We start from the raw sequence: 21,945 nt of genomic DNA on the forward strand, positions 1-21,945 counted from the left end.
TTTACGATCATACCTTCCCTTATCCAAATAAAAACAAAACCTCAGCTATGTTGTATTAGCTGAGGTTTTGTTTTTTCACAAAGTAATTGTGTATTTGTTCTATCGCGTTAAAATCCATTAATTCTTTACCGTACTCCATGATGCGATAAATGGTTGCTGTAGACGGATTGCCGTATTCCGCTAAAATAGCTATAAAATCCGCCTTTAACAATTGAATTTGTTCCTCTTCTTCCACCCAAAGATAGAAGCGCTCATCCCACGTATATAGCTTTCCGCCAGTTACACCAAGGTTATATAAGCGATTCGACAGGTTAATGACGTCATCTAGCGTAGCAAACTCATATAATATATGTTCACTTTCATCTAGAGTCACTTGCATTTCAATAAACTCGTCACGGAACTCATCATCTGTATCCATTTCTTGATTTTCTTTCGTTACAATTACAACCATCCCTTGTGCTTGTAGAGAAAACACTTCAACTGCAATCGGACCATCTGCTTCAAATCCTAATTCCTTATTTGCTTCTTGCATCATATCACGAAATAATTGCTGTACTTTCGGCGCATTTCTCCATAAATCTTCTTTCGTTAATCCTCGTTCAGATAAATCATCAAATGTTAGAAAAATTTTTATCTTATTGTAATTTAATCGTTCCAGCCTCATCTCATACCCTCCCTACGTAACCAATGCATCTAATTTTTATTATATGAAATAGAAAATAGATGGTTCTTTTCGAACAACTATTCCGACATTTTTAACCATTCATCCCATTCTTCTTTCGTATCACCAATTAAGATTGTTTCAATGTCCAACTGGTTTAGAACGCCTAGCTTTCCGATAAATCCAACAGAAAGAGATTCCCTTTTTTCTTGTAATAAATTTATAAAGTTCATCGTCTTTTTCATTTCTTGTTCATCAGCAAAAGATACAAATACATATTTCGGCTGTATTTCCTCTACCGCTAACAACATACCATCTTCAGCTAAGCTTGTCCTAATATATATCGCCTCATATCCTTTTAAGCGTAAATAAGTTGAAAAAATAAATCCTTTCAATGCATTCTTTTCTAACACAATAACTTTGTGTAAAGAAGAAAACATTGCAGCATTGTGATACACCATCCCTAGACGCGTTTGTAAAAATGATAGTGCATATTGAAATTGCACTATTGAAATCTCATTATTATTTTTTGACGTTAATAATTTGTCTGTCACTCGAAGAACGATATTGGCAACAACCTTTTCTGTTGAATATATACTAAAAGCTTCGTTTAATAATGCAGCAATTGTAATTTCATCAAATTTTAACAAAGCTTGTAGCAAATCGTCCACTAAAACAACTTCTTTATCGAAATGTATCTCTTTTTGAACTGTACTCTGCAAACGATTCTCTTCTAATAACTGAACTGCTTGTCCAATCATCATACCGGAAGAAACTTTTTCCATTAACCATTTTAAAATTTGAATATGCTCTTCTGCATATAAACGATGCCCAGCTTGATTCCGCTTTGGGGCAATAATTTGATATCGTCTTTCCCATGCGCGAAGCGTACTCGGCTGAACTCCAATTATATTTGAAACAGCTTTTATATTATATTTCCCACTAAGAGTTGGCATCATTTCCCTCCGCACAATGTAATAATATGTGTTTGAGCAGGTGCTCGGAAACGAAGTGGTATCAATGTTGTTCCGTACCCATTACTAACAAAGAGAATCGTATTCAAATGGTTATATACGCCACCTTTTAAATATTTTTTAGATGGGAATAATCGGATTTGTCCTCCATGCGTATGTCCACTTAATACAAGTGAAATCTGTTCACTTCCAGACATCTTTTTTATTATATCAGGGTTGTGACTAACTAATATACGAAAACCATCTTCTTTACAATCCGCCAATGCCAAATCTAGACGATCACGGTGCAATCCAACATCATCTATACCGAGCAAACAAATCTTCTCGCCTAATTCAGACTCAAATACTACTCTTGTATTATCTAAAACTTTTACGTTATTTTCTAATAATAACGCATCTAATTCATGATATTCTATCTCATAATCATTGTTTCCCCACACAAAATATACAGGAGCTATCTCTCTTAACTTTTGAATATTCGCAGAGATTTTTGATAAAGAGACACCTTTCTCTGCTAAATCTCCTCCGATAATTACGAGATCTACTTTTCCTTTTACTTGTTCAATTAACAAATTTGAAATGACTCTTCTATGAATATCAGAAATAAAAAACACATTTACTTTTTGAAAACTTTTCGGAAATTCTTTAAATACTAAAGTATGTTCCAACACTGTATTACGCGTCGCTTCTTTATACATCACAAGAAGTAATAAAATCCCCATTCCTATGAGAGTACTGAATAATATAATCCATATCATATTTTTTACTCCCCTCATCATAAAGATAACCCTAGGCTTTTATAACAAACTGTGATCGCCTAATTCGCTAGCTCTCTTGCTTTGTGGACTTATCTTTTATCGGAATTTTTAATTCTTGACCTGCACTCACTTCATCTTCTTGCAAGTTATTATACTTTTTAATTACTTCAACCCCATTTTCATCTGAAAAATATTGCTTCGCTATACTTTCTAAAGTTTCTCCCTCTTTCACAGTATGCGTTATCGCTTTTTCAGACTGTTTCTGCGACTCAGATTTAGCTGAATCAAAGAAGATTACTTCAAACGCACTTTTCCCGGCATTATTACTATCGCCCTTCACCTGAATATATTTATCCGTATACCACAAAATACTAATTGGCAGCAGAATGAATAGAAATGTTAAAACCCGGACGAAAATATGATTTATTTTAAACTTTTGTTTTTTCTCTTTATTTCTATGAATTTCACTACGCGGCGGTAAACTTTCTTTTTCTTCTACTCGCTCAACTTCTAATTCCTCTTCAAAATCAGGAATTCGTTTCCTCATGTTGTTCACCACCACCTTCCATTTATTTTCTTAATTGGAGTCCCATTATAAAATCAACAAGAAAGTGTGCAAAGATTGTTATAAACAAATTCCCTGTCCATTCAAATACATAGCCAAAGACAAAACTAATGAAACAGACGAAACAAAACAAAAATGGCTTTGTTATATAACGAATATGTAACACTGCAAATACGAAACTCGCAATTACAATTCCAAAATGAGTCTGCACTACACCTCTAAATAAAAATTCTTCTGCAAAACCGATTACGAACGTAATAATGAGTAAATGCAGAACCGACATTCCTCGAAACATCTTATCGTTAATACCACCATCATCAAACCAAGACTCTGGAAACACTCGCATTGCAACATAATCTAATAACACAATACCAATCGCTAACAAACCACCTATAATAAGTATAGATACTGGTTCCCATCTCCATAAATTAAACACTTCTTTTACATCTTGAAATAATATATATGCTAGTAAACAGCCAATACCGATAATAATTAACTGTGTTATATATAGATTCAGCCTTATTTCCTGCGGACTCATATCTTCAACATTATGCCTTTGAATGTTCATCATTCCCCCATCTTTTCTAGGCCGAAAAGCTTTTGTAACTCTGTTTCCCAATTATAGTCGAAATCCGATTGTTGCGCTCGTCTTTTTTTATAATCTTCTTTTGTAATACCACAATAATCACAGCAATTATTTAACTCTTTTTCTTTCCTATAACCGAACTGTTGCAGCACATATTCACGTCTACATCCTTTAACTCGTATCCATGACTTCATATTTTCTAACTCACTATATTTATTACGCAACCTTATTTCTACTTCAGCTATTAATCGGTTCATAATTTCATCTGACAAACCCTCTAATAATAATCTTCGTTGTTGTATAATTCCAACCTGTTCGAGATGATAACGAACGAAACGCCAATATTGCTCATTAAATCTTGCTGCATTATAACAAATTTCTTCTACATCTTCTATTAGTAATTCTTTCGTTTGAAACATTCTTTCTTGTAGTAAAGAAAATAAAAATTGTATTTGCGACTTACTTGGCAATTCATCCTCAATGATTGAAATTGGTAAATCATGATCCAACGGACTACACAATAAAATAGCTATACTCGGTTCGCCATCTCTTCCAGCTCTTCCGATTTCTTGTAAGTAAGAAGCTATATTAGTTGGATAATGAAAATGAATAATATATTGCGTATTCGCCTTATTTACCCCCATACCAAATGCACTTGTACATATTACAAGCTGCAATTGATCATTCATAAACTGTTGTTGAATTAACATACGCTCTTCATGTTCCATACCACCATGATAAAAAGCTACACCAGTAACACCTTTTCCTTTCAAGTATTCCGTTAACCTTTCTGTCCACGCTCTACTTGAACAATATACAATCCCCGGCCCTTGTAAATACATCACCTGCTCCAAAAGCGCCTCTTTCTTTTCTTCTATCGTCTCTAAAAATTGCACCTCCATTGCAATATTAGGACGATCAATAGAGTATACATGTTCCGCGGCACCCTTTAAATTTAAACTGTCTGCGATATCTTGCAGTACCCCTTTTGTCGCTGTGGCTGTCAATGCTAATACTGTAGGAGAACCAATATTTTCAATAACTACATTTAGTTTCTTATAGTCCGGTCTAAAATCATAACCCCATTGAGAAATACAATGAGCCTCATCAACAACAAATAATGAAATATGAATTTTCTTCAATTCCCTAATTAATAACTCCGACTGTAACATCTCTGGTGAAACAAAAATAAATTTATATGAAGATAATTTTTTCATCGCTTCTCTTTTTTCATTTAATGTCCGAAAACTATTAAATGCTATCACTCGGTTTTTCACAACACACTTTAATTGTGTCACTTGATCTTCCATTAAAGATAATAACGGTGATACAACAAGCACTGTTCCTTCTCGCATAAGCCCCGGAAACTGATAGCACATAGATTTCCCTCTTCCAGTCGGAAGCATTGCTATCACATCTTTTCCTTCTAATAAATCTGTAATAACTCCTTTTTGCCCTGGACGAAATTCAGAATATCCAAACCACTTATATAAATATTCTTCAAGTTTCATTTACACCCTCCATCCGCGCTAATACAAGACGAACTTCAAAATAAGAGATATCTTCTCCAACCTCTTGTTTCAAAACACGTAACTTCCGCGTTTGTAATGCTTCAATTACTTTTATTACTTTGTCTATCTTTTCTTTTTCCATAAACATTTCAATAGAAAAATCTTTTTCTCGCAAAGCAATTTCAACAAAATGATCTTCTATCGTTGCAACCTTTAAATTCCGAATCGTTGCTATTTCTTCTAAAGAACGCCCTTGTCTCCAAAAATTATATGTTTTTTTCGTGGATAAACTAAATAATTCAGCTCTCTCATTTGGATAAGATATAATTTCAGCTAATAGTGGAAATTCATTTTCTTTATCACGTACTTCTTGTATAAAGAAATGCATTGTACCCCAAAATAAAAAATATACCTTAAATATATCTTGTTTCGTAATTTCTGCTAATTGTTGCAATGTACAACCAATACGTTCATAGCCCGTTAGTCGATATGTTACAATCGTCGCTTCTATCGCATTACTCTTTTCCAAAAGATTATGTACTTCCGTCCATAGTTTCCTCGCCAACTCACTTCTCTTATATGGCCTTCCTGTTAGAAAACGTTTTACCCACATCATTATTTCTGTATCTTGTTGAATTGGAATAAACTTCGTATTATTCTGTTGTAAATTTGATATGGTTTGAATAATCAATGATAATCTTTTCCAAAATGTTTCACCTAATTCACCATAATGTAAACCATGCAAATGCGCTGGAAAAGCATAAACTTCCTCCCATTTATGTAACTGCATTTTACCCGTAGGTGTTAACACATATGTATTTTCATGTATTTCTTGAATAAAATCCGCTTGCAACAACTTTACAACTTCACCATCATAGTCATTTCTATTTAATGATTTATATATTCCGAATAAAAAAGAAATCCGGAACATATTTCCATCTTGTAAAGTTTGCGAAGAACGTTTGCCCTTTAGTAAATAATAAATAGAAGAAACGGTTCTTTCACCATTCAATTGTTTTAAACAATGCAACAAAGTATATTGTATTTGCATGACCGCTTCCACCTTCCAATCTTAACTTCATTCTTTTCAGTACAATTACACTATCTACTGTCGCTCATTAAACTTATCATATAAGAACTATATACTTGTATATATTCTATTGTATCAAACGAAATCACATTTACGTATTTTGAAAATCTTATGACATAATTCAAAAATAAGTTGACACTCTAATTGATAAGCATTATCATTATAATTTTATGTTGAAAAGTTTCACAAACCGTTTTACAATAAGGTTATAATTTTTATGGCGAGCTTTTCACATACATATTATCAGGAGGGAAAAAAGATGGCAAAATATACAATTGTTGATAAAGATACTTGTATTGCATGTGGTGCTTGTGGCGCTGCTGCACCAGACATTTATGACTATGATGATGAAGGTATTGCATTTGTAACATTAGACGATAACCAAGGTATCGTTGAAATTCCAGATGTATTAATTGAAGATATGATGGATGCATTCGAAGGCTGTCCAACTGACTCAATTAAAGTTGCTGACGAATCATTCGACGGAGACGCTTTAAAATTCGAATAGTCTTTTATTAACTTCAAAAAATGCCCCTCATATTGATGAGGGGCATTTTTTGTATCTGAATTTTATTTTCCTTAATAAAAAACCATTAGTAGTTCCACACTACTAATGGTTTTAATATTTATTATGCATTTTTCATTTTTGCAAACACCCATACTTTCAGGCGTGAAAATAATGCTACAAATACAATTGTTACAACAATTCCTTTAATTAAATTAAATGGTAAGATTGCCGTTACAACCGTTGTTCTTATAGCTTCGCTAGACATAGCCGGTGAATTTAAAAACCAAGTGTAAGCCGGGAATATGATGATGTAGTTTAATACACTCATAATAAGTGCCATTGTAATTGTCCCTAGCATTAATCCTGTCGTTAAACTCTTTACAGTACGATACTTTCTAAATAAGAAAGCTGCTGGTCCAATAAATAAACATCCTGCAATAAAGTTTGCAATTTCTCCAACTGGTACTCCCGTTAAACTTCCTTGAATCCCGTAATGTAAAATGTTCTTTATCGCCTCTACAATCACTCCTGCTACTGGTCCAAAGATAATTGCTGCAATTAGAGCTGGTACATCACTAAAATCAATTTTCAAAAATGGCGGAAGCCCTGGGAACGGGAAATCCAACATCATTAGTAAATATGCAATACTACTTAGCATCGCTACACTCACCATCTGCACTACACTGTTTTTTTGTTTCATCTTTCTCTCTCCTTTTCCATCGATCATCTCATGGAAAGTGGAAAGGTTCTGCTATGCCTATTTTTTCATAGAACGAAAAAACCCTTTGTGTTTTACACAAAGGGAGAATTTAAGGCACATCAAACAGACGTTCAAATCCATATCTTTTTTGAACGCTTGAACCTCCATCTTCTCCCATCCAGACTATACTGTCGGCTTTGGAATCGCACCAAATCCTGCCTTAACGGCTCGCGGGCTTAGAACAAAATCATAAATAGTTCATCACCGCCGGTCGGGATTTTCACCCTGCCCCGAAGATAGACCGATATTCTATTTTCCCCTTCATTATACAACAACCTCATAACATTGTGAACTAAAAAATTGTAACTTATTTATAATTAGTTGTTTATTTTTCGTAACAACAAATAAATTGCGAGATATTTTACAATACAATCCATATTTTTTATTATTCGGCATTTCTCTTTTGAATTCCCTAGTCATATATAATTAAAAGTGATAAGATATTGAATTGTTAAGATAAGAACATTTTCTGAGTTATGGAGGAAATGTCATGAAAAAAGAAAAGAGACATTCTATTCGAGAAGCGATGAAAAAAAATTTAAGAAAAGAATACTTTTATTTAAAAAAAGAATTACTTTTCTACTGCCCAATTGATTTAGGTACATTCTCAAACGAGACATACTATGCTACTTTCGATGAAGATGGCATCAGTATTTATCAGTATGATAAAAAAACAGAAAGTAAATTAAAATTGTGTGAGCGTCATCCGTGGAAGAGTTGGAATAAAGTGAAGATTGATCACTATTTGACAACTTCTCAATTTATTTTTCAGGGTGAGCGAAATTGGATCTTATCTCTTTTTCAAAAAGGAAAAGAAGCTCAAAAAATTATTGAAGAGCATACATCTTTACAAACAGAAGTTGTTTCCCGCTCTTTCTTAAAAAAACTTCCCGGTTTTCGTTCTAATACACCACTGAATAAATACATCGGTAGCATTTGTTACACTGCACTTATTGCATTTTTATTAAAATGGATGATTCCATTTCAAGCACCACAAATCGCCCTGTATTCTATTTCAATTGGTTGTATGCTTCTTGGCCTACTTTGTTTGACAATCGGTTTAATTGAACCGACTATCGTACTGTTTCGAACAAAAGAGAAAACAAGAACAAAAGTTTTTTACTTATATAGCTATTTAGCTATTTCTGGATTTATATGTGTCTTTATTTTTTGGTAAAAGAAACCGTCCCAAAATAAATTTTGGGACGGTTTTCTTTTAGATATAGATACTCTAATTCACTCAATACTTCTAGCAGAAGTGCCCATATAATTTCATTTACATTGAACCTTATTTAAGAATATTCAAAGTTTAATTTTTGAGACGTTTCCTTCACTTAACATATAATCGTTGATTAGGATAAATTAGCTCTTGCTGCAATCCATTTTTTTCTTTAATTTCCTTAAGTGTCATACTAAATTTCCGTGCAATACTAACTAAAGTATCCCCTTTTTGTACGACATATAATGATGAAGAAACAACTTCATTTCTTTGTTCACTTAAAACAAGCAATGGGTTCATCGCATTCTTTTTCGCCATCGTCCATCTTCCTTGATGAAGTTCTAGATGTAAGTGTGCACCTCGCGACTCTCCCGTGTTCCCTACTTCTCCAATTTTTTCTCCTTTTGAAATATAATCTCCTTGATCCACATATCTCTTATTTAAATGTGCATATACAGCCTCATATTCTCCGTGTTTAATAAATACAACATTTCCATAACTACTTGAATAATAAGACTTCGTTACCTTACCATCTTGGATAGCTGCCACAGGCGTTCCAATCGGCGCAGCCACATCAATACCATAGTGTTTTCCATGCCTTGTCCCAAAATAATCACTTATCTGACCTTCAACAGGCCATGCCCATCGATTTTCTTCTGCGTAAACATGTAATTGAGATACAAACAGTATACTCAATAACATGACGCCGCATTTTAAAACTTTCATATACATCCTCCGTTTTCTAGTTAACACCATACCTTCTCTATTTTGGTATATTACAGAAAAAAGTATACAAAAAAAAGAAAGTGAATTACTTCACTTCCTTCTCTTTCTTGTCACGAAAAACTAATGCACTACGGTTATATTCCACATCTTTCACTTGTAATCGGGCATTTATTACTCTAGCTATCGCAAACAAATAATCAGATAATCTATTTACATACTTTAAGACAACTTCATTTATATTCACTTCTTTTTGCAATGATACTATAGAGCGTTCTGCTCTTCTTACAATGGTACGTGCAATATGAATAGCAGCCGCCGCCTCGCTACCACCTGGCAAAATAAAGCGCTCTAATGCCGGGGCTTCTTCTATATACAAATCAATCTTTCTTTCTAAGCTACCAACCATCTCAATTGTCACTTTATAAGGAATTTTTTGTTCCACTATTGCCAAGTCTCCTCCGCAATCAAATAGCTCATGTTGAATATTTTCGAGCTCATTGTAAATATCTCTAAAAGCCCCGCCTTGAAGCTTAGTCATTGCATATCCAATATGAGAATTTGCCTCGTCTATTGTTCCATAAGCTTCCACACGGATATCATCTTTATCCACCCTGCCACCTATTACACTTGTCGTTCCTTTATCTCCTGTTTTTGTATATAATTTCATTTCTTCACAGCACCTCTCTTGTTATTCTTAATTCGACCAAGATAGAAAAAAGTTCTACCATTCTTTATTTAATTGAGTTTACAAAAAAATAAAAAACAGCAGAACTTTATTCATTATCAACTTTAAAAACGTATATCTAAATTATACGATTCGGTAAATATACAGAGAATGTAGTTCCTTCTCCAACAATACTTGAAACAGAAATTTTACCATCATGACCTTGAACAATGTTTTTCGCAATCGCAAGCCCGAGTCCTGTTCCACCCTTTTTCCCACGTGTTCTTGCTTTATCAGCTTTATAGAAACGATCAAATAAAAATGGAATATCCTCTTCTGGAATGCCTGCACCCGAATCTTGCACTTCAAAAATGAGGTCATTATTTTTCGTATCAATTACAAGCGTTACATGTCCACCCGCATTCGTATGACGAATTGCGTTATCAATCAAGTTCGTCAACACTTGTTCCATCCGATCTGCATCAAACGCATATTCTTCGATCGGATTTCGGAAATCAACTGTTAGTTCAACTTCTTTATCCTTTGCAATCCCTTGGAATTTACGACCAATTTTTTCGACAAACGGATGTATATCCACTTCACCAATATGTAACTCTACATGACCGCTTTCCATACGAGCTAAATCTAACAATTCATTTACAAGTTTACCTAAACGAACAGATTCATCATAAATAATTTGAACAAACTCATCAATTTCCTCTTTCGTTTGCACAATATCATCTAAAATCGCTTCACTATACCCTTGTAGCATTACCATTGGCGTACGAAGTTCATGCGATACATTCGCAATAAAGTCTTGACGCATCTTTTCAAGACGACGTTCTTCCGTCATATCTCGCAGTACTGCTACAGCTCCACGAATTTTCGTTTGATTGTAAAGCGGCGTCATAAGAACTACATAGTTCCCTTTTTGTAAATTAATTTCAACAACTTGTTGTTGTTCGCTTTCTACAACGAGATGGAATAGTTCCACAAGTTCAGAAGGTAGTTTTTTACTTAGCTCTATCTCTTTTTCTTCTTGCCAAACTTGTAAGAAATGTTCGGCCGGCGGATTGATTACTACAACTTCACCTTCTTGATTTAACGTAATAACCCCATCTGCCATACTACTCAAAATACTTGCTAACTGCTCTTTTTCTTGTTGCAAGGCGTTCATATTGAACTTCAACTGTTTTCCCATTTGATTTAAGGCCGTTGCAAGCTCACCAATCTCATCCTGAGATACCATAGGAGCCTTTGCATCAAACTTACCACGTGACACTTCAAAAGCAACCTCACGCATTTTACGAAGCGGTGCTGTAATCCGAGTAGATAAGAAGAACGCAAAGAAAGTTGTTAATATAATCGCAATTCCAGCCGATAAGAAAATAAAATCAGTCGTTCTTTCCATACCTTGTATCGGTACTTGTAAAGATTCATATACGAACACTGCACTTTGATTTTTTGATTGCACTGGTTTTCCTACGATCATAATATCATTTTCGGTGTTTTTATTCTTCCTACTATTAGACGCTTTTCTAACGTTATTTTTAATTTCTTTTTTGTCCGTAAAAACAGCAGCTAATTCTTTATCTTCTTTTAAATCATCCATTGTAAGGGTGACTAACCCTTCTTGTTTCGGTGAAGAAGAGATTTCCTTACCATCTTCTACAATAATAATCCTTGAAAGTGGATCAGAGAATTTGTACGCGATATTCTCAATCGTTTTTACATCGGCACCTTCTTCAATTAACTCCGAAACACTTGTTGCGACTTTTTGAAGCCTAGCTTCACTCATATCAACATAATACGTTCTAAAAAACTGTGAAAGTAAAATCGCAACAAATCCAAGAACAAACGAAACGAGAAGTAATATGGTCATCCATAACTTCCCTACTACACTTCTCCAAAGCATCAGTCGTTCACAACCTCGAATTTGTAACCTACACCCCAAACAGTAACAATCATTTTCGCTGCATCTGGTGATTTTTTGCTTAACTTCTCACGTAAACGCTTTACATGTGTATCAACTGTACGTAAATCTCCGAAGAATTCATATTGCCATACTTCTTTTAACAGTTGCTCACGATCGAATACTTTATCAGGAGCTTTCGCTAAAAATAATAGTAACTCATATTCTTTCGGCGTTAAGTTTACTTCATTACCATCTGCAGTAACACGGTGTGCATCATTATCAATTGTTAAGTGCGGGAATACAGTAACATCTTTTGTTGTTGTATCTTGTGTAAAAAATGTTGTTGGTACAGCACGACGTAATACCGCTTTCACACGTAGCACGACCTCACGTGGACTAAATGGCTTTACAATATAATCATCTGTTCCAACTTCAAATCCTTGTACTCTATTTACTTCTTCACCTTTTGCTGTCAGCATAATAATTGGTGTCGCTTTCTTCTCACGAACCCCTCTACATACTTCAATGCCATCTTTACCAGGCATCATAAGATCTAATAAGATTAAATCGTAATCATTTTGCAACGCCATTTCTAAAGCTGTATCACCATTATCTGCTTCTTCAATTGTGTATTGTTCTCTTTCTAAGTACATTTTCAATAAACGACGAATACGATCCTCATCATCTACAATTAAAATTCTTGATTCATTTTCCATCTCTACCCGCTGCGTACTCTCACCTCAGCGGTTCACACCTACCCTTCTTTACTATTATGTTGCGCTATTCTCGTTTATTTAAGCAATCTTCTAAATGTTTCACTTCCCATATTATGCTTCACAAGAATAATAAATTTTGTTCAATTTTTTTCCAAAACTATGTATTTTTTTTGAACAGTATATAATGTCCTCGACATCATTTTACAAAATCAACCGCTACTTTGTCATGTTTTTCTCAAAAAAGAAGAAAAGTTGACAAAAATAAAATAGGAAAGTGACATGCACTCTCCTATTTTATTTCTCTATGCATATGAATGTAAACCGGCAATAATTAAGTTTACTACAATAAAATTAAACATAATAATTGCAAAACCAATTACTGCAAGCCAAGCTGATTTCTCTCCATGCCACCCTTTAGATAATCGTAAATGTAGTACTGCAGCATAAAAGAGCCACGTTATAAGTGCCCAAACCTCTTTCGGATCCCAGCCCCAAAAACGCGTCCACGCTATTTGAGCCCAAATCATTGCAAAAATTAACGCTCCTAATGTGAAAACCGGGAATCCAATTGCAATAGATCGATATCCGATTTCATCTAGTAAATCACTATTCGTATTCTTTACTAACGGCTGAAGTGCCGCCGATACTCGCTTCCGTAAAACAAGTCTTAATACAATATAAAGTAATGTTCCAACTAACACTGACCAAATAACAGTATTTAATTTTTTCGCATTTACAATCGCTGGAACTTCAACTGCCGGTTCTAATTTATTTTCTGTCAGTAACTTCCCTTCATGCGGTCCAACTAAAGCCGGAAGATTATACTTCATTTCCAGTTGTTGTTCATTTTTATCAATCCATTGAAACTTCGCTTCATATTTCATACTAGAAAATACCGTTGTTACTCCAATAAATCCAACTGTACAAACAAGTGTAAATACTACCATCTCTAGCCAAAATGTCCGTTTACTTCTCGTTGATTGATCTACATTTTTCAATAAATACATAACGCCCGTAATAAAACTAATCGCTAAAATTGCTTGTCCTGCTGCTGCAGTCGTCACGTGAATATGTAACCAATTACTTTTTAATGATGGAATAAGCGGAGATATTTCCCTCGGAAACATACTTGCATAGGCAATTAATAAAAGCGCAACTGGTAATGCAAATAGTCCGATTATACTTACGCGGTACATAAAATACATTACAATAAATGCTCCTACAAGCATCATGCCGAAAAATGTACCGAATTCAAAAAAGTTACTAACTGGCGCATGCCCTGATGCAATCCACCTTGTAACAAAATATACTGTTTGTGCTATAAACCCTAAAATTGTAATTGTTATTCCTATATTTGCCCATTTATGACCCTTTTCTTTAATGGCTCCCCCAAAAAATAGAGTCGCAATTAAATATAAAATAAATGCGGTAAAGAGAAAGTTACTACTTATTTGCACCATATCGTTTCCCCACCTTAACTAATTTTTTTATCAATTACTTTATCATTTGGCTGTGGAATTGCTGTACCTTCTATTACTCTTTCAATATCTTTCTTTAAACCGAACCAATTTTTATTCGTATGCCCTGCAATCCACCATTCATCATTAACCCGTTGTATCCAAATACGGCGATGATTCCAATACATACCTTGAATGACACCAACCATAAATATAAATCCTCCAATACCGAGAATCCAAAGCGTTAAATCTTTTCTTACAGTAAGTGCTGTTGCATTTTGCATTTCAACACCTGCAAACGACATTTTGTATTTGTTGTTTCCATCAGGTTCTATATTTTGCTGAATACCAACAAAACTCACTTCACCATCCGGTGTTTCAGGTGTAAACATTTTAAATACAAATGCAGGATTGTTCGGTAATTTCGTTTTTGTATTTGGTTTTCCATTCTCATCAAAATAAAAATCAGGAAAATAGCTTAATAGTTCTAGAGAATAACCATTTCCTAAATCATATTTTTCCTTAGGATTCGTTAAATCTACTTTAATCGGTCCCCATTTTTGATTATTTTCTTTATTTTGCAAGTTGAAGGACATACTTTTAAATTCACTTTCTTTATAATCCACTTGATACACTGCAAATTGATCAAATTTCAGTGGTTCATTCACTCGAATTTCCGCTTCTTTTACTTTTTCCAACTTTGGTTTTTGCCCTGCTATATTTTCACCCACAGCTTTATATAATACAGCATTCGTTTGGAAGTTTTTCGCAATCATTTTATCGCCTACACGATCAATCGCTTCCTCAAAAACTTCCTTGTCCTTACTTTTATCATAAACTTCTTTTATAAATTTCTCGTTTTTTAAGTAGTATTGTCCATCCGTCCCTGGTATTTCTTTCGTTTCACCATCACGTAACCAAAGTGCTTCGTCTACGTACATACTCGGTAAAAAACGAAGCATCGCACCGAATAAAAAGATAATAAGACCGATATGATTTACATATGGACCCCAACGCGAGAAGCGTCCCTTTTCTGCTAAAACGTTTCCGTCTTCCACTTTCACATTATAGTTTCTTTTCTTTAAATTCTTTTGCACTGTTTCCAGGTCACCATCTTGCGGTGTACCAGTCCCATATATTCTCTGTCTCTTTAAAAAGCTAGGATGTCTTTTTACGCCTTGCTTTTTCAAAGCTTTATAAAGCGGAATAACGCGGTCTAAACTACATATCACAAGTGAAATACCGATAGAAGCAATCAAAATCATATACCACCATGAACCGTATAAATTATTAAATCCTAATTGATAGTATAATTGTCCTAAAAATCCGTATTCTTGTTTATAATATTCAGCTGGTGCAATCCCTGGAGTTATGTACATTTCTTGCGGAAAAATAGTTCCTATCGCTGATGCAGCTAAAGTTATAACGATTAGCCATACACCCACTTTTACAGAAGAGAAAAAGCTCCAAATTTTATCGACTATCGTTTTTGTTTGCGTGAGAGATCTCCGTGCACTCCCCTCATAGCGCATATCCAATAGTTTTGCATTTTCATTGCTTTCAAATGGTTTCCCGCAAGCTTCACAAAAAACGGTTCCTATCGGATTAACATGTCCACATTCACACTTAATTTCTTTCAACACTCTCACCGCCCCTGTATCTATATGTACTATTGTATATTCTAACCTCGAGTTACCGCAATACTCAGAATTTTTAAACCAGAGGCACTATAGACACGCACCTCTTATGTAAAGGCTTTCTTTATTACGGAGTAATTTTCTTTAAATACCCTTCTAACTGTTCTTTCGTTTGTTCACCTATAATTTGCTCCATTACTTTTCCATCTTTATCAATCAAAAAGCTTGTCGGTAATGGACCTACTCCATATGTTCCTATAATCTTTTGTCCTTTATCAATTGCAACTGGGAATTTCAAATCATATTGGTTCACAAAGTTCTTTACCGCAATATCCGTTTCATCTGCATCTAACGCTATGATTTCAACGCCTTTTTCTTTATACTTTGGATATAACTCATTCATATAAGGCATTTCTTTTTCACAAGGTTTACACCACGTGCCCCAAAAGTTTAAAAATACACCTTTCCCCTTTAAATCTTTTAGTTCAATTTTCTTCCCTTCTAAATCCGTCACAACAAAGTTAGGTGCTTCTTTTCCGATTTGCATTTTCTCTTTATTAGCAAAGAATCCTTGATAAAGGGTAAATCCTACAGCACCACATAAAATGAGTAGAATAATAACGCGAAATAATAAGCGATTTTTCTTCATATTACCTCTCCTCTCCTCGGTAAATGTTATGTATTATCTTCTGTAAATGTTGTATTGAATAAATCACCAGCAGAGCACTCCACTGGTGAATTTTTAACTCTATAGCTTATCTTGGCTTTGTAGAAGCAAGCGCGCGTAATTGTTTCACCTCATGTGGTGTCAATTCTCTCGCATCACCAGGTCGCAGGCTTCCTACTTCTAAGAAAGCATAACGTTCACGTTTTAATTTCACTACTTTACAGTCTAACGCTTCAAACATACGACGCACTTGACGATTACGTCCTTCATGAATTGTTAATTGTACAATAGCCATCTCTTTACGCTTGTCCCAAGAAATGATTTTCACATGTGCTGGTGCTGTTTTACCATCTTCTAGTGCAACACCGCGTTCTAACATACGAATTTTCTCACCTGTTAGTGGACCTTTTATTTTTGCAACATACGTTTTTTCAACTTTATATTTAGGATGCATTAATATATTTGCGAAGTCCCCGTCGTTTGTCATTAATAATACTCCTGACGTATCATAATCTAGACGTCCGATTGGGAATAAACGTTGTGTAATTTCAGGGAAAAAGTCTGTTACAACATTTCTACCTTTATCATCTGATACACTTGAAATTACACCAGTTGGTTTATATAGTAAAAAATAAACAGGTTCTTCTTTTTCAAGAGGGATGTTATTTACTTCTACTTTATCTTGAGGAGTTACTTTTGTTCCTAACTCTTTCACTATTTTTCCGTTAACTTTTACTTTTCCTTGCTGAATTAATTCCTCAGCCTTTCTTCTCGATGCAATACCTGCTTGCGCAATCACTTTTTGTAATCGTTCCATTTCTTTTTTTCACCTCGAATTTATCTTACCTTACATTAGAAAGACTTGGCAACCGCATACGCTTTACGGTTATTCGCTCCATCTCACTTAAACAACATAGCGATGATAATAAACATATAAAGGTCAAATCATGTTTTTATCCTTTATTATTGTCCATATTTTTCATATTTCTCACAATAAAAGTTCATCATTTTGTCAAAAATACTGCATAAAAAAACCACTATTAAGCTACACCTTAATAGTGGTCGTATACGTATTATACGCGAAATAGCATAAAAAATGAATAGCTTTACTGAAACAATAGAGAAACAAAGACAATCGAGCAAATAATTCCGATTAAATCTGCAAAAAGACCTACTTTTAATGCATCTCCCATTTTTCTAATACCAACAGCTCCAAAGTATACTGTTAAAATATAAAAAGTCGTATCTGTACTCCCTTGCATCGTAGAAGCTAATCTCCCAATGAATGAATCTGGCCCATATGTGGCAATTAAATCAGTCGTAATACTTAGACCAGCAGAGCCAGAAATAGGGCGTATTAGTGCTAATGGAACGATTTCTGCTGGAACATGAATTAAATCTAACATTGGCTTCATTACTGATATCATTGCATCTAGCGCACCTGACGATCGGAATATAGAAATAGACACAAGCATTCCAACCATAAACGGTAAAATGGAAATTGCAATTTGAATCCCTTCTTTTCCTCCCTCAACGAACGATTCATACGTCGGCACTTTCTTTATCGTCCCATATAAAAGGATAAAACCAATTACACAAGGGATTACCCATAAGGAAATTGTATTTACAATACTCATTTTTTCCGCCCCTTTCTACTCCTTCTTCGGTAAAAATAGCGGTCAATCCAAATTGCTCCAATCATAGAAAGTACTTGTGCAATAAAAGTTACCCCAACAATTTCAGTAGGATTCGCTGATTCATACGTCATTCGAATTGAAATGACTGTCGTAGGAATTAATGTAATAGCCGATGTATTTAATGCTAGAAACGTCACCATAGAACGGCTCGCCGAATCCTTTCCTCCATTTAACTCTTTTAGTTGTTCCATCGCTTTAATACCAAGAGGAGTTGCTGCATTACCTAGACCAAAAAAGTTTGCCATCATATTGGATAAAATAAATCCCATGGACGGATGATCCTTCGGTATTTCTGGAAACAACCTCTTTACTATCGGCATAAAAAGTGTAACTAACTTTTTTAACAGTCCCGCTTCCTCTGCAATTTTCATTAAACCAAGCCAAAATACTAAAACACTAATAAGTCCTATACAAATCGTTACTGCATCTTTTGCCCCGTCAAATACAGCTTTATTCACTTCTTCCATCGTTCCGTTTATCATGGCGTATACAATCCCAATAACAGCCATCGCTACCCATACGAGATTAACCATCGTTCCCAACACCTATCATGTAAGAAAAAATCTCTTTCACATTATTCCAGTAAAGTCCCGTTGTAGCTACTAACTTCCGTTTACTATAAAATAAATTCCGTTCTCCAACTTTCTCATTACCAACATAAACATCTGTCTTTCCAACCTTTACTCCGTCCTTAAGATTTGCACTTTTATCAAGTTCAACTTTTAATACCACGTTCTTTCTTTCCTCTTCAGTTAACGGTACTGAAAAACCATTTTTCGTATAAACATGGTTGGCATACTTCTTTTCATTTATTTCAGCAATTGCTCCTTGTCCTAAAACTTTCGTTTGTTTGAAACGTTCAAAACCTTTATCAAACAAATTCATATGATCATCCCAGTCACTAGAAGCACTCAAAGTTACGACAATTAAATCTAGTCCATCTTTTGATGCCGTTGTAACAAGCGTTCTTCCTGCTTTCTTCGTAAAGCCTGTTTTTCCTCCTGTTGCAAATTCATAATAAGATGTCACCAGCTTATGTTTATTTTTCCACGGGTAATCCCAAGAATCTGATTTATACGTTTTTGTTCCAAAGATTTTCTTAAAGTTCTCGTTCCCCATTGCATATTTTGTTAATAATGCCATATCGTAAGCCGACGAATAATGTGATCCATCTCCATCTAAACCATGAGGGTTTGAGAAGTGAGTATCTTTCATTCCAATTTCTTTTGCCTTCTCATTCATTAAATATACGAATCCATCTATACTCCCACCCACACTTTCAGCAATTACTTGCGCTGCGTCATTACCAGATCTAAGCATAAGTCCGTATACTAAATCTTCTAACTTCACTTTTTGTCCAGGCTTTAAATAGATTGCCGATCCTTCCACTCTCACCGCTTCATTACTAACTGATACCATTTCTTTCATCTTCCCTGATTCAGCAGCTAACAAGGCGGTCATGATTTTTGTTATACTAGCAATTTTTTGCGGCTCATGTTCTGCTTTTCCGTATAATACACGACCAGACTGTTGCTCCATTAATACAGCATTTCGAGCACTGACATTGCTGTTCATCTTTGCATATGTAGGAATCGGCATAACGCTTGCGTACATAATAAGAAGCGTAATGATTACACAAATTCGTCTCATATTTCCCCCACGTCCTTTTGGCACTTTTTGTACAAGTGTATGCTTGGCCTTTTAAAATATGAACGAAATCTTCCTTCTGCTTCCATTAAAAAAGACGCAGGGAATTTGCGTCTAATATGGTGTCCATTCAATTTGTTTCGCAGTTTCAAACCTTTTTTCTACATCAGGCCAGTTTACAACATTCCACCAGTTTTTAATATATTCATCTTTTCGATTTTGGTATTGTAAATAATACGCATGTTCCCAGACATCTAGTACAAGAAGTGGTATCGTATCCCATTGTGTAAATAATTGATGAAGTGTACTTTGCAAAATTTCTAACCTTCCAGACCGGGGCACCCAAACGAGAATTGCCCAGCCTGAACCTTCTACTTTAGAGGCCGCTTCTGTAAAATGTTTTTGGAAACGTAAAAAGCTCCCAAAATCTTGTTCGATTTGTTGTGAAAAAGCACCTCTTGGACTTCCACCACCATCTTTTTTCATGTTATTCCAAAATATTGTGTGTAAGTAATGACCTGATCCATGAAAAGCCGCTTCCCTTTCCCAATGCTTAATTAAATCAAATTGATTTGTTTTTCTCGCTTCTTCCATCATCTTCTCTGCTTTATTTAACCCTTCCACGTAACTACGATGATGTTTATCATGGTGTAACATCATAATTTCTTTAGAAATATACGGTTCTAACGCATTATACGGATAAGGTAATGGTGGGAGTGTATGTCCTCCAATTGGAACAGCTCGTTCACTATCCCCTCTTTCATATAATTCATACTCCTCTTCTTCTTGCATAAATACTTCCTGCAAGTGATGCTGAATATGTTCTACATCATCGCTTATTTCATACATAAACTCTGCATCTGTTTCATACTCATGCTCTTTCATACGCTCTAATAACGTCTGAATTTTATAAGCAAGCATATGGACATCATACACTTCCATTGCGCGGCTATCTAATACATGAAGAACACTTTCACACCAATTTTCTACTTCATGAAAGTAATCTGTAAATACACCTTGCTGATTCATGTTGCACCTCCCTAATGCTATCCACTTAACTATATTCAACGAAAATCCCTTATATAACTGTACAAAAGGAAAAGAAGCTAAGTCACCTTAGCTTCTTTTTCTCAATCAATATTTGTGTAACATCTTTGTCTGATAATCCGTCTCATAATATTCTAGTTCTTCACGCATCAATTGAAATTTACCTTCTAAACTCTTCATCACTTGCCCCAAAGATGCAGGTGGTGTTTGTTGAAAAACGATAGAATTTTTTCCTGTATATGCAGACCGACTATTTTCATACCAATAATCACTCTTCGGTGAAAAAAACTCTGCAATTACTTGATGGTAAATTTTATATAAAATTTTTTCAGCTGCTGTTTTTCGAAATGGCTGACTATTCAACAAAACAAAACATGCATCATGTCCTTCTTCACAAAAAACGAGAAGTCGTCTCATTGATGCTAATAACCCTTTATAATATTGCTCATTCCCTGCCGGTGTCTCCTCTAATAAAGAAGGCAACGTATGATAATTTACATAATTGGTTATCAAATAAATAGCATCTTCTAAAAATATAGAAACTTGTTCTGTTTGATTTTCAACCATCAAATTAGACATTTTTTCTCTCTCCTTTGCCATTTCACGCTATTTCTACTCTTTTATTTTTATGTAATTCAGCCAATATTTCTTGTACTTTCGACACCGTTCCCTCATCAAAATATTGTTGAAATTCTTCCATATTATTTAAATACAAACGTTTTTGCGCACGAAGCTCCCTATCTTTCACTAAACAACATATCGCTACAATATCGCGCAAATATATGTTTTGTTCTTCTACTTTATACACTGGATTTCCTTCAAAAGGAGTAATTTCTTGTAAAACTTCTTCAAAATATCGAACGTATAAAACCGAAAAAGTTTTCTCTTTATCATTTAATATATATGTCACTTCAGATCTGTTAAAAAAGTCTTCTGATGTATTAGGTTTCGCTTTTTCTAACTCATATCCTACATAACCTTTTATAATCATATACTCCCCCTCCTCCTTCTTTCATCTTATTCTAACTTAATTTTCTGATAAACAAAATATTCTTTTAAATATACCTATATAAAAAATAGCTCCCCTATACAGGAATTTACCTTTTTATTTTTCTTGAAGTTTGTCATAATAATATTATT

The 21,945-nt window shown here is 34.6% G+C and carries 24 protein-coding genes and 1 riboswitch; of the genes, 2 read left to right on the forward strand and 22 right to left on the reverse strand.

Annotation, left to right across the window (positions count from 1 at the left end; genetic code table 11):
* Window positions 1-55 precede the first annotated feature (55 nt).
* From MR170_RS08400 to MR170_RS08430, 7 genes are all read right to left on the reverse strand, one after another.
* A complete protein-coding gene (locus MR170_RS08400; protein WP_016082275.1) occupies window positions 56-664 on the reverse strand; it encodes a genetic competence negative regulator in 609 nt (202 codons plus the stop codon).
* Between the two features lie 77 nt (window positions 665-741).
* The gene (locus MR170_RS08405) at window positions 742-1,617 is read right to left on the reverse strand and encodes a MerR family transcriptional regulator (protein WP_242307930.1); all 876 of its coding nucleotides are present in this window, start codon (window positions 1,615-1,617) and stop codon (window positions 742-744) included.
* Window positions 1,617-2,393, reverse strand: coding sequence for a metallophosphoesterase (locus tag MR170_RS08410; RefSeq protein ID WP_016082277.1), 777 nt, complete (start codon window positions 2,391-2,393; stop codon window positions 1,617-1,619). Before MR170_RS08410 ends, MR170_RS08405 begins: the two co-directional genes overlap by 1 nt.
* Window positions 2,394-2,460: 67 nt before the next feature.
* Window positions 2,461-2,940, reverse strand: coding sequence for a LysM peptidoglycan-binding domain-containing protein (locus MR170_RS08415; RefSeq protein ID WP_001231555.1), 480 nt, complete (start codon window positions 2,938-2,940; stop codon window positions 2,461-2,463).
* 22 nt (window positions 2,941-2,962) lie between these two features.
* On the reverse strand, window positions 2,963-3,526 hold the full coding sequence (locus MR170_RS08420) for a CPBP family intramembrane glutamic endopeptidase (protein WP_001025783.1): 564 nt from the start codon (window positions 3,524-3,526) through the stop codon (window positions 2,963-2,965).
* A complete protein-coding gene (recQ, locus tag MR170_RS08425; RefSeq protein ID WP_242307931.1) occupies window positions 3,526-5,055 on the reverse strand; it encodes an ATP-dependent DNA helicase RecQ in 1,530 nt (509 codons plus the stop codon). The genes MR170_RS08420 and recQ overlap by 1 nt, the downstream gene beginning before the upstream one ends.
* Window positions 5,045-6,106 (reverse strand): YpbB family protein, encoded by a 1,062-nt coding sequence (locus MR170_RS08430; protein ID WP_029441847.1) that lies wholly within the window; start codon window positions 6,104-6,106, stop codon window positions 5,045-5,047. Before MR170_RS08430 ends, recQ begins: the two co-directional genes overlap by 11 nt.
* Before the next feature lie 298 nt (window positions 6,107-6,404).
* Between MR170_RS08430 and MR170_RS08435 the strand changes: the two genes are divergently transcribed.
* Window positions 6,405-6,653: a ferredoxin gene (locus MR170_RS08435; RefSeq protein ID WP_001151993.1), complete on the forward strand. Its 249-nt coding sequence runs from the start codon at window positions 6,405-6,407 to the stop codon at window positions 6,651-6,653.
* Between the two features lie 121 nt (window positions 6,654-6,774).
* Here MR170_RS08435 and MR170_RS08440 read toward each other — a convergent pair whose 3' ends face one another.
* Window positions 6,775-7,353, reverse strand: a complete 579-nt coding sequence (locus MR170_RS08440) for an ECF transporter S component (RefSeq protein WP_000810856.1) — start codon at window positions 7,351-7,353, stop codon at window positions 6,775-6,777.
* 162 nt (window positions 7,354-7,515) lie between these two features.
* Window positions 7,516-7,655: riboswitch (FMN riboswitch) on the reverse strand.
* Between the two features lie 248 nt (window positions 7,656-7,903).
* Between MR170_RS08440 and MR170_RS08445 the strand changes: the two genes are divergently transcribed.
* Window positions 7,904-8,590: a hypothetical protein gene (locus MR170_RS08445; protein ID WP_000711797.1), complete on the forward strand. Its 687-nt coding sequence runs from the start codon at window positions 7,904-7,906 to the stop codon at window positions 8,588-8,590.
* A 153-nt stretch (window positions 8,591-8,743) separates the two neighbouring features.
* Here MR170_RS08445 and MR170_RS08450 read toward each other — a convergent pair whose 3' ends face one another.
* From MR170_RS08450 to MR170_RS08515, 14 genes are all read right to left on the reverse strand, one after another.
* Entirely contained in the window at window positions 8,744-9,358 is a 615-nt protein-coding gene (locus tag MR170_RS08450) for a peptidoglycan DD-metalloendopeptidase family protein (protein WP_242307932.1), read from the reverse strand.
* Between the two features lie 85 nt (window positions 9,359-9,443).
* Window positions 9,444-10,025 (reverse strand): cob(I)yrinic acid a,c-diamide adenosyltransferase, encoded by a 582-nt coding sequence (locus MR170_RS08455; RefSeq protein ID WP_029441846.1) that lies wholly within the window; start codon window positions 10,023-10,025, stop codon window positions 9,444-9,446.
* A gap of 136 nt (window positions 10,026-10,161) precedes the next feature.
* Window positions 10,162-11,937 (reverse strand): sensor histidine kinase ResE, encoded by a 1,776-nt coding sequence (gene resE / locus MR170_RS08460; protein WP_080990754.1) that lies wholly within the window; start codon window positions 11,935-11,937, stop codon window positions 10,162-10,164.
* A complete protein-coding gene (resD, locus tag MR170_RS08465; protein WP_016082284.1) occupies window positions 11,937-12,653 on the reverse strand; it encodes a DNA-binding response regulator ResD in 717 nt (238 codons plus the stop codon). The genes resE and resD overlap by 1 nt, the downstream gene beginning before the upstream one ends.
* Window positions 12,654-12,955: 302 nt before the next feature.
* Complete coding sequence (resC, locus tag MR170_RS08470; protein ID WP_029441844.1) at window positions 12,956-14,113, reverse strand: cytochrome c biogenesis protein ResC; 1,158 nt, start codon at window positions 14,111-14,113, stop codon at window positions 12,956-12,958.
* Between the two features lie 14 nt (window positions 14,114-14,127).
* Window positions 14,128-15,753 carry a cytochrome c biogenesis protein ResB gene (gene resB, locus MR170_RS08475; RefSeq protein WP_048565220.1) on the reverse strand — a complete coding sequence of 542 codons (1,626 nt, stop codon included), beginning with the start codon at window positions 15,751-15,753 and terminating at the stop codon, window positions 14,128-14,130.
* A gap of 121 nt (window positions 15,754-15,874) precedes the next feature.
* Window positions 15,875-16,396, reverse strand: coding sequence for a thiol-disulfide oxidoreductase ResA (gene resA / locus MR170_RS08480; RefSeq protein WP_016082287.1), 522 nt, complete (start codon window positions 16,394-16,396; stop codon window positions 15,875-15,877).
* 106 nt (window positions 16,397-16,502) lie between these two features.
* Window positions 16,503-17,231 carry a 23S rRNA pseudouridine(2605) synthase RluB gene (gene rluB, locus MR170_RS08485; protein WP_029441842.1) on the reverse strand — a complete coding sequence of 243 codons (729 nt, stop codon included), beginning with the start codon at window positions 17,229-17,231 and terminating at the stop codon, window positions 16,503-16,505.
* A gap of 289 nt (window positions 17,232-17,520) precedes the next feature.
* Entirely contained in the window at window positions 17,521-18,051 is a 531-nt protein-coding gene (gene spmB, locus MR170_RS08490) for a spore maturation protein SpmB (protein ID WP_000029514.1), read from the reverse strand.
* Window positions 18,048-18,644, reverse strand: coding sequence for a spore maturation protein SpmA (spmA, locus tag MR170_RS08495; protein WP_000247811.1), 597 nt, complete (start codon window positions 18,642-18,644; stop codon window positions 18,048-18,050). Before spmA ends, spmB begins: the two co-directional genes overlap by 4 nt.
* The gene (dacB, locus tag MR170_RS08500; protein WP_029441841.1) at window positions 18,637-19,761 is read right to left on the reverse strand and encodes a D-alanyl-D-alanine carboxypeptidase DacB; all 1,125 of its coding nucleotides are present in this window, start codon (window positions 19,759-19,761) and stop codon (window positions 18,637-18,639) included. The genes spmA and dacB overlap by 8 nt, the downstream gene beginning before the upstream one ends.
* 111 nt (window positions 19,762-19,872) lie before the next feature.
* A complete protein-coding gene (locus tag MR170_RS08505) occupies window positions 19,873-20,787 on the reverse strand; it encodes a superoxide dismutase (protein ID WP_001075742.1) in 915 nt (304 codons plus the stop codon).
* Window positions 20,788-20,892: 105 nt separating this feature from the next.
* Window positions 20,893-21,384, reverse strand: a complete 492-nt coding sequence (locus tag MR170_RS08510; protein WP_029441840.1) for a YpuI family protein — start codon at window positions 21,382-21,384, stop codon at window positions 20,893-20,895.
* Window positions 21,385-21,406: 22 nt separating this feature from the next.
* Complete coding sequence (locus MR170_RS08515; RefSeq protein ID WP_000584361.1) at window positions 21,407-21,796, reverse strand: hypothetical protein; 390 nt, start codon at window positions 21,794-21,796, stop codon at window positions 21,407-21,409.
* Window positions 21,797-21,945 lie beyond the last annotated feature (149 nt).

Source organism: Bacillus cereus group sp. BfR-BA-01524 (assembly GCF_022662595.1).
Lineage (GTDB): Bacteria > Bacillota > Bacilli > Bacillales > Bacillaceae_G > Bacillus_A > Bacillus_A thuringiensis_S.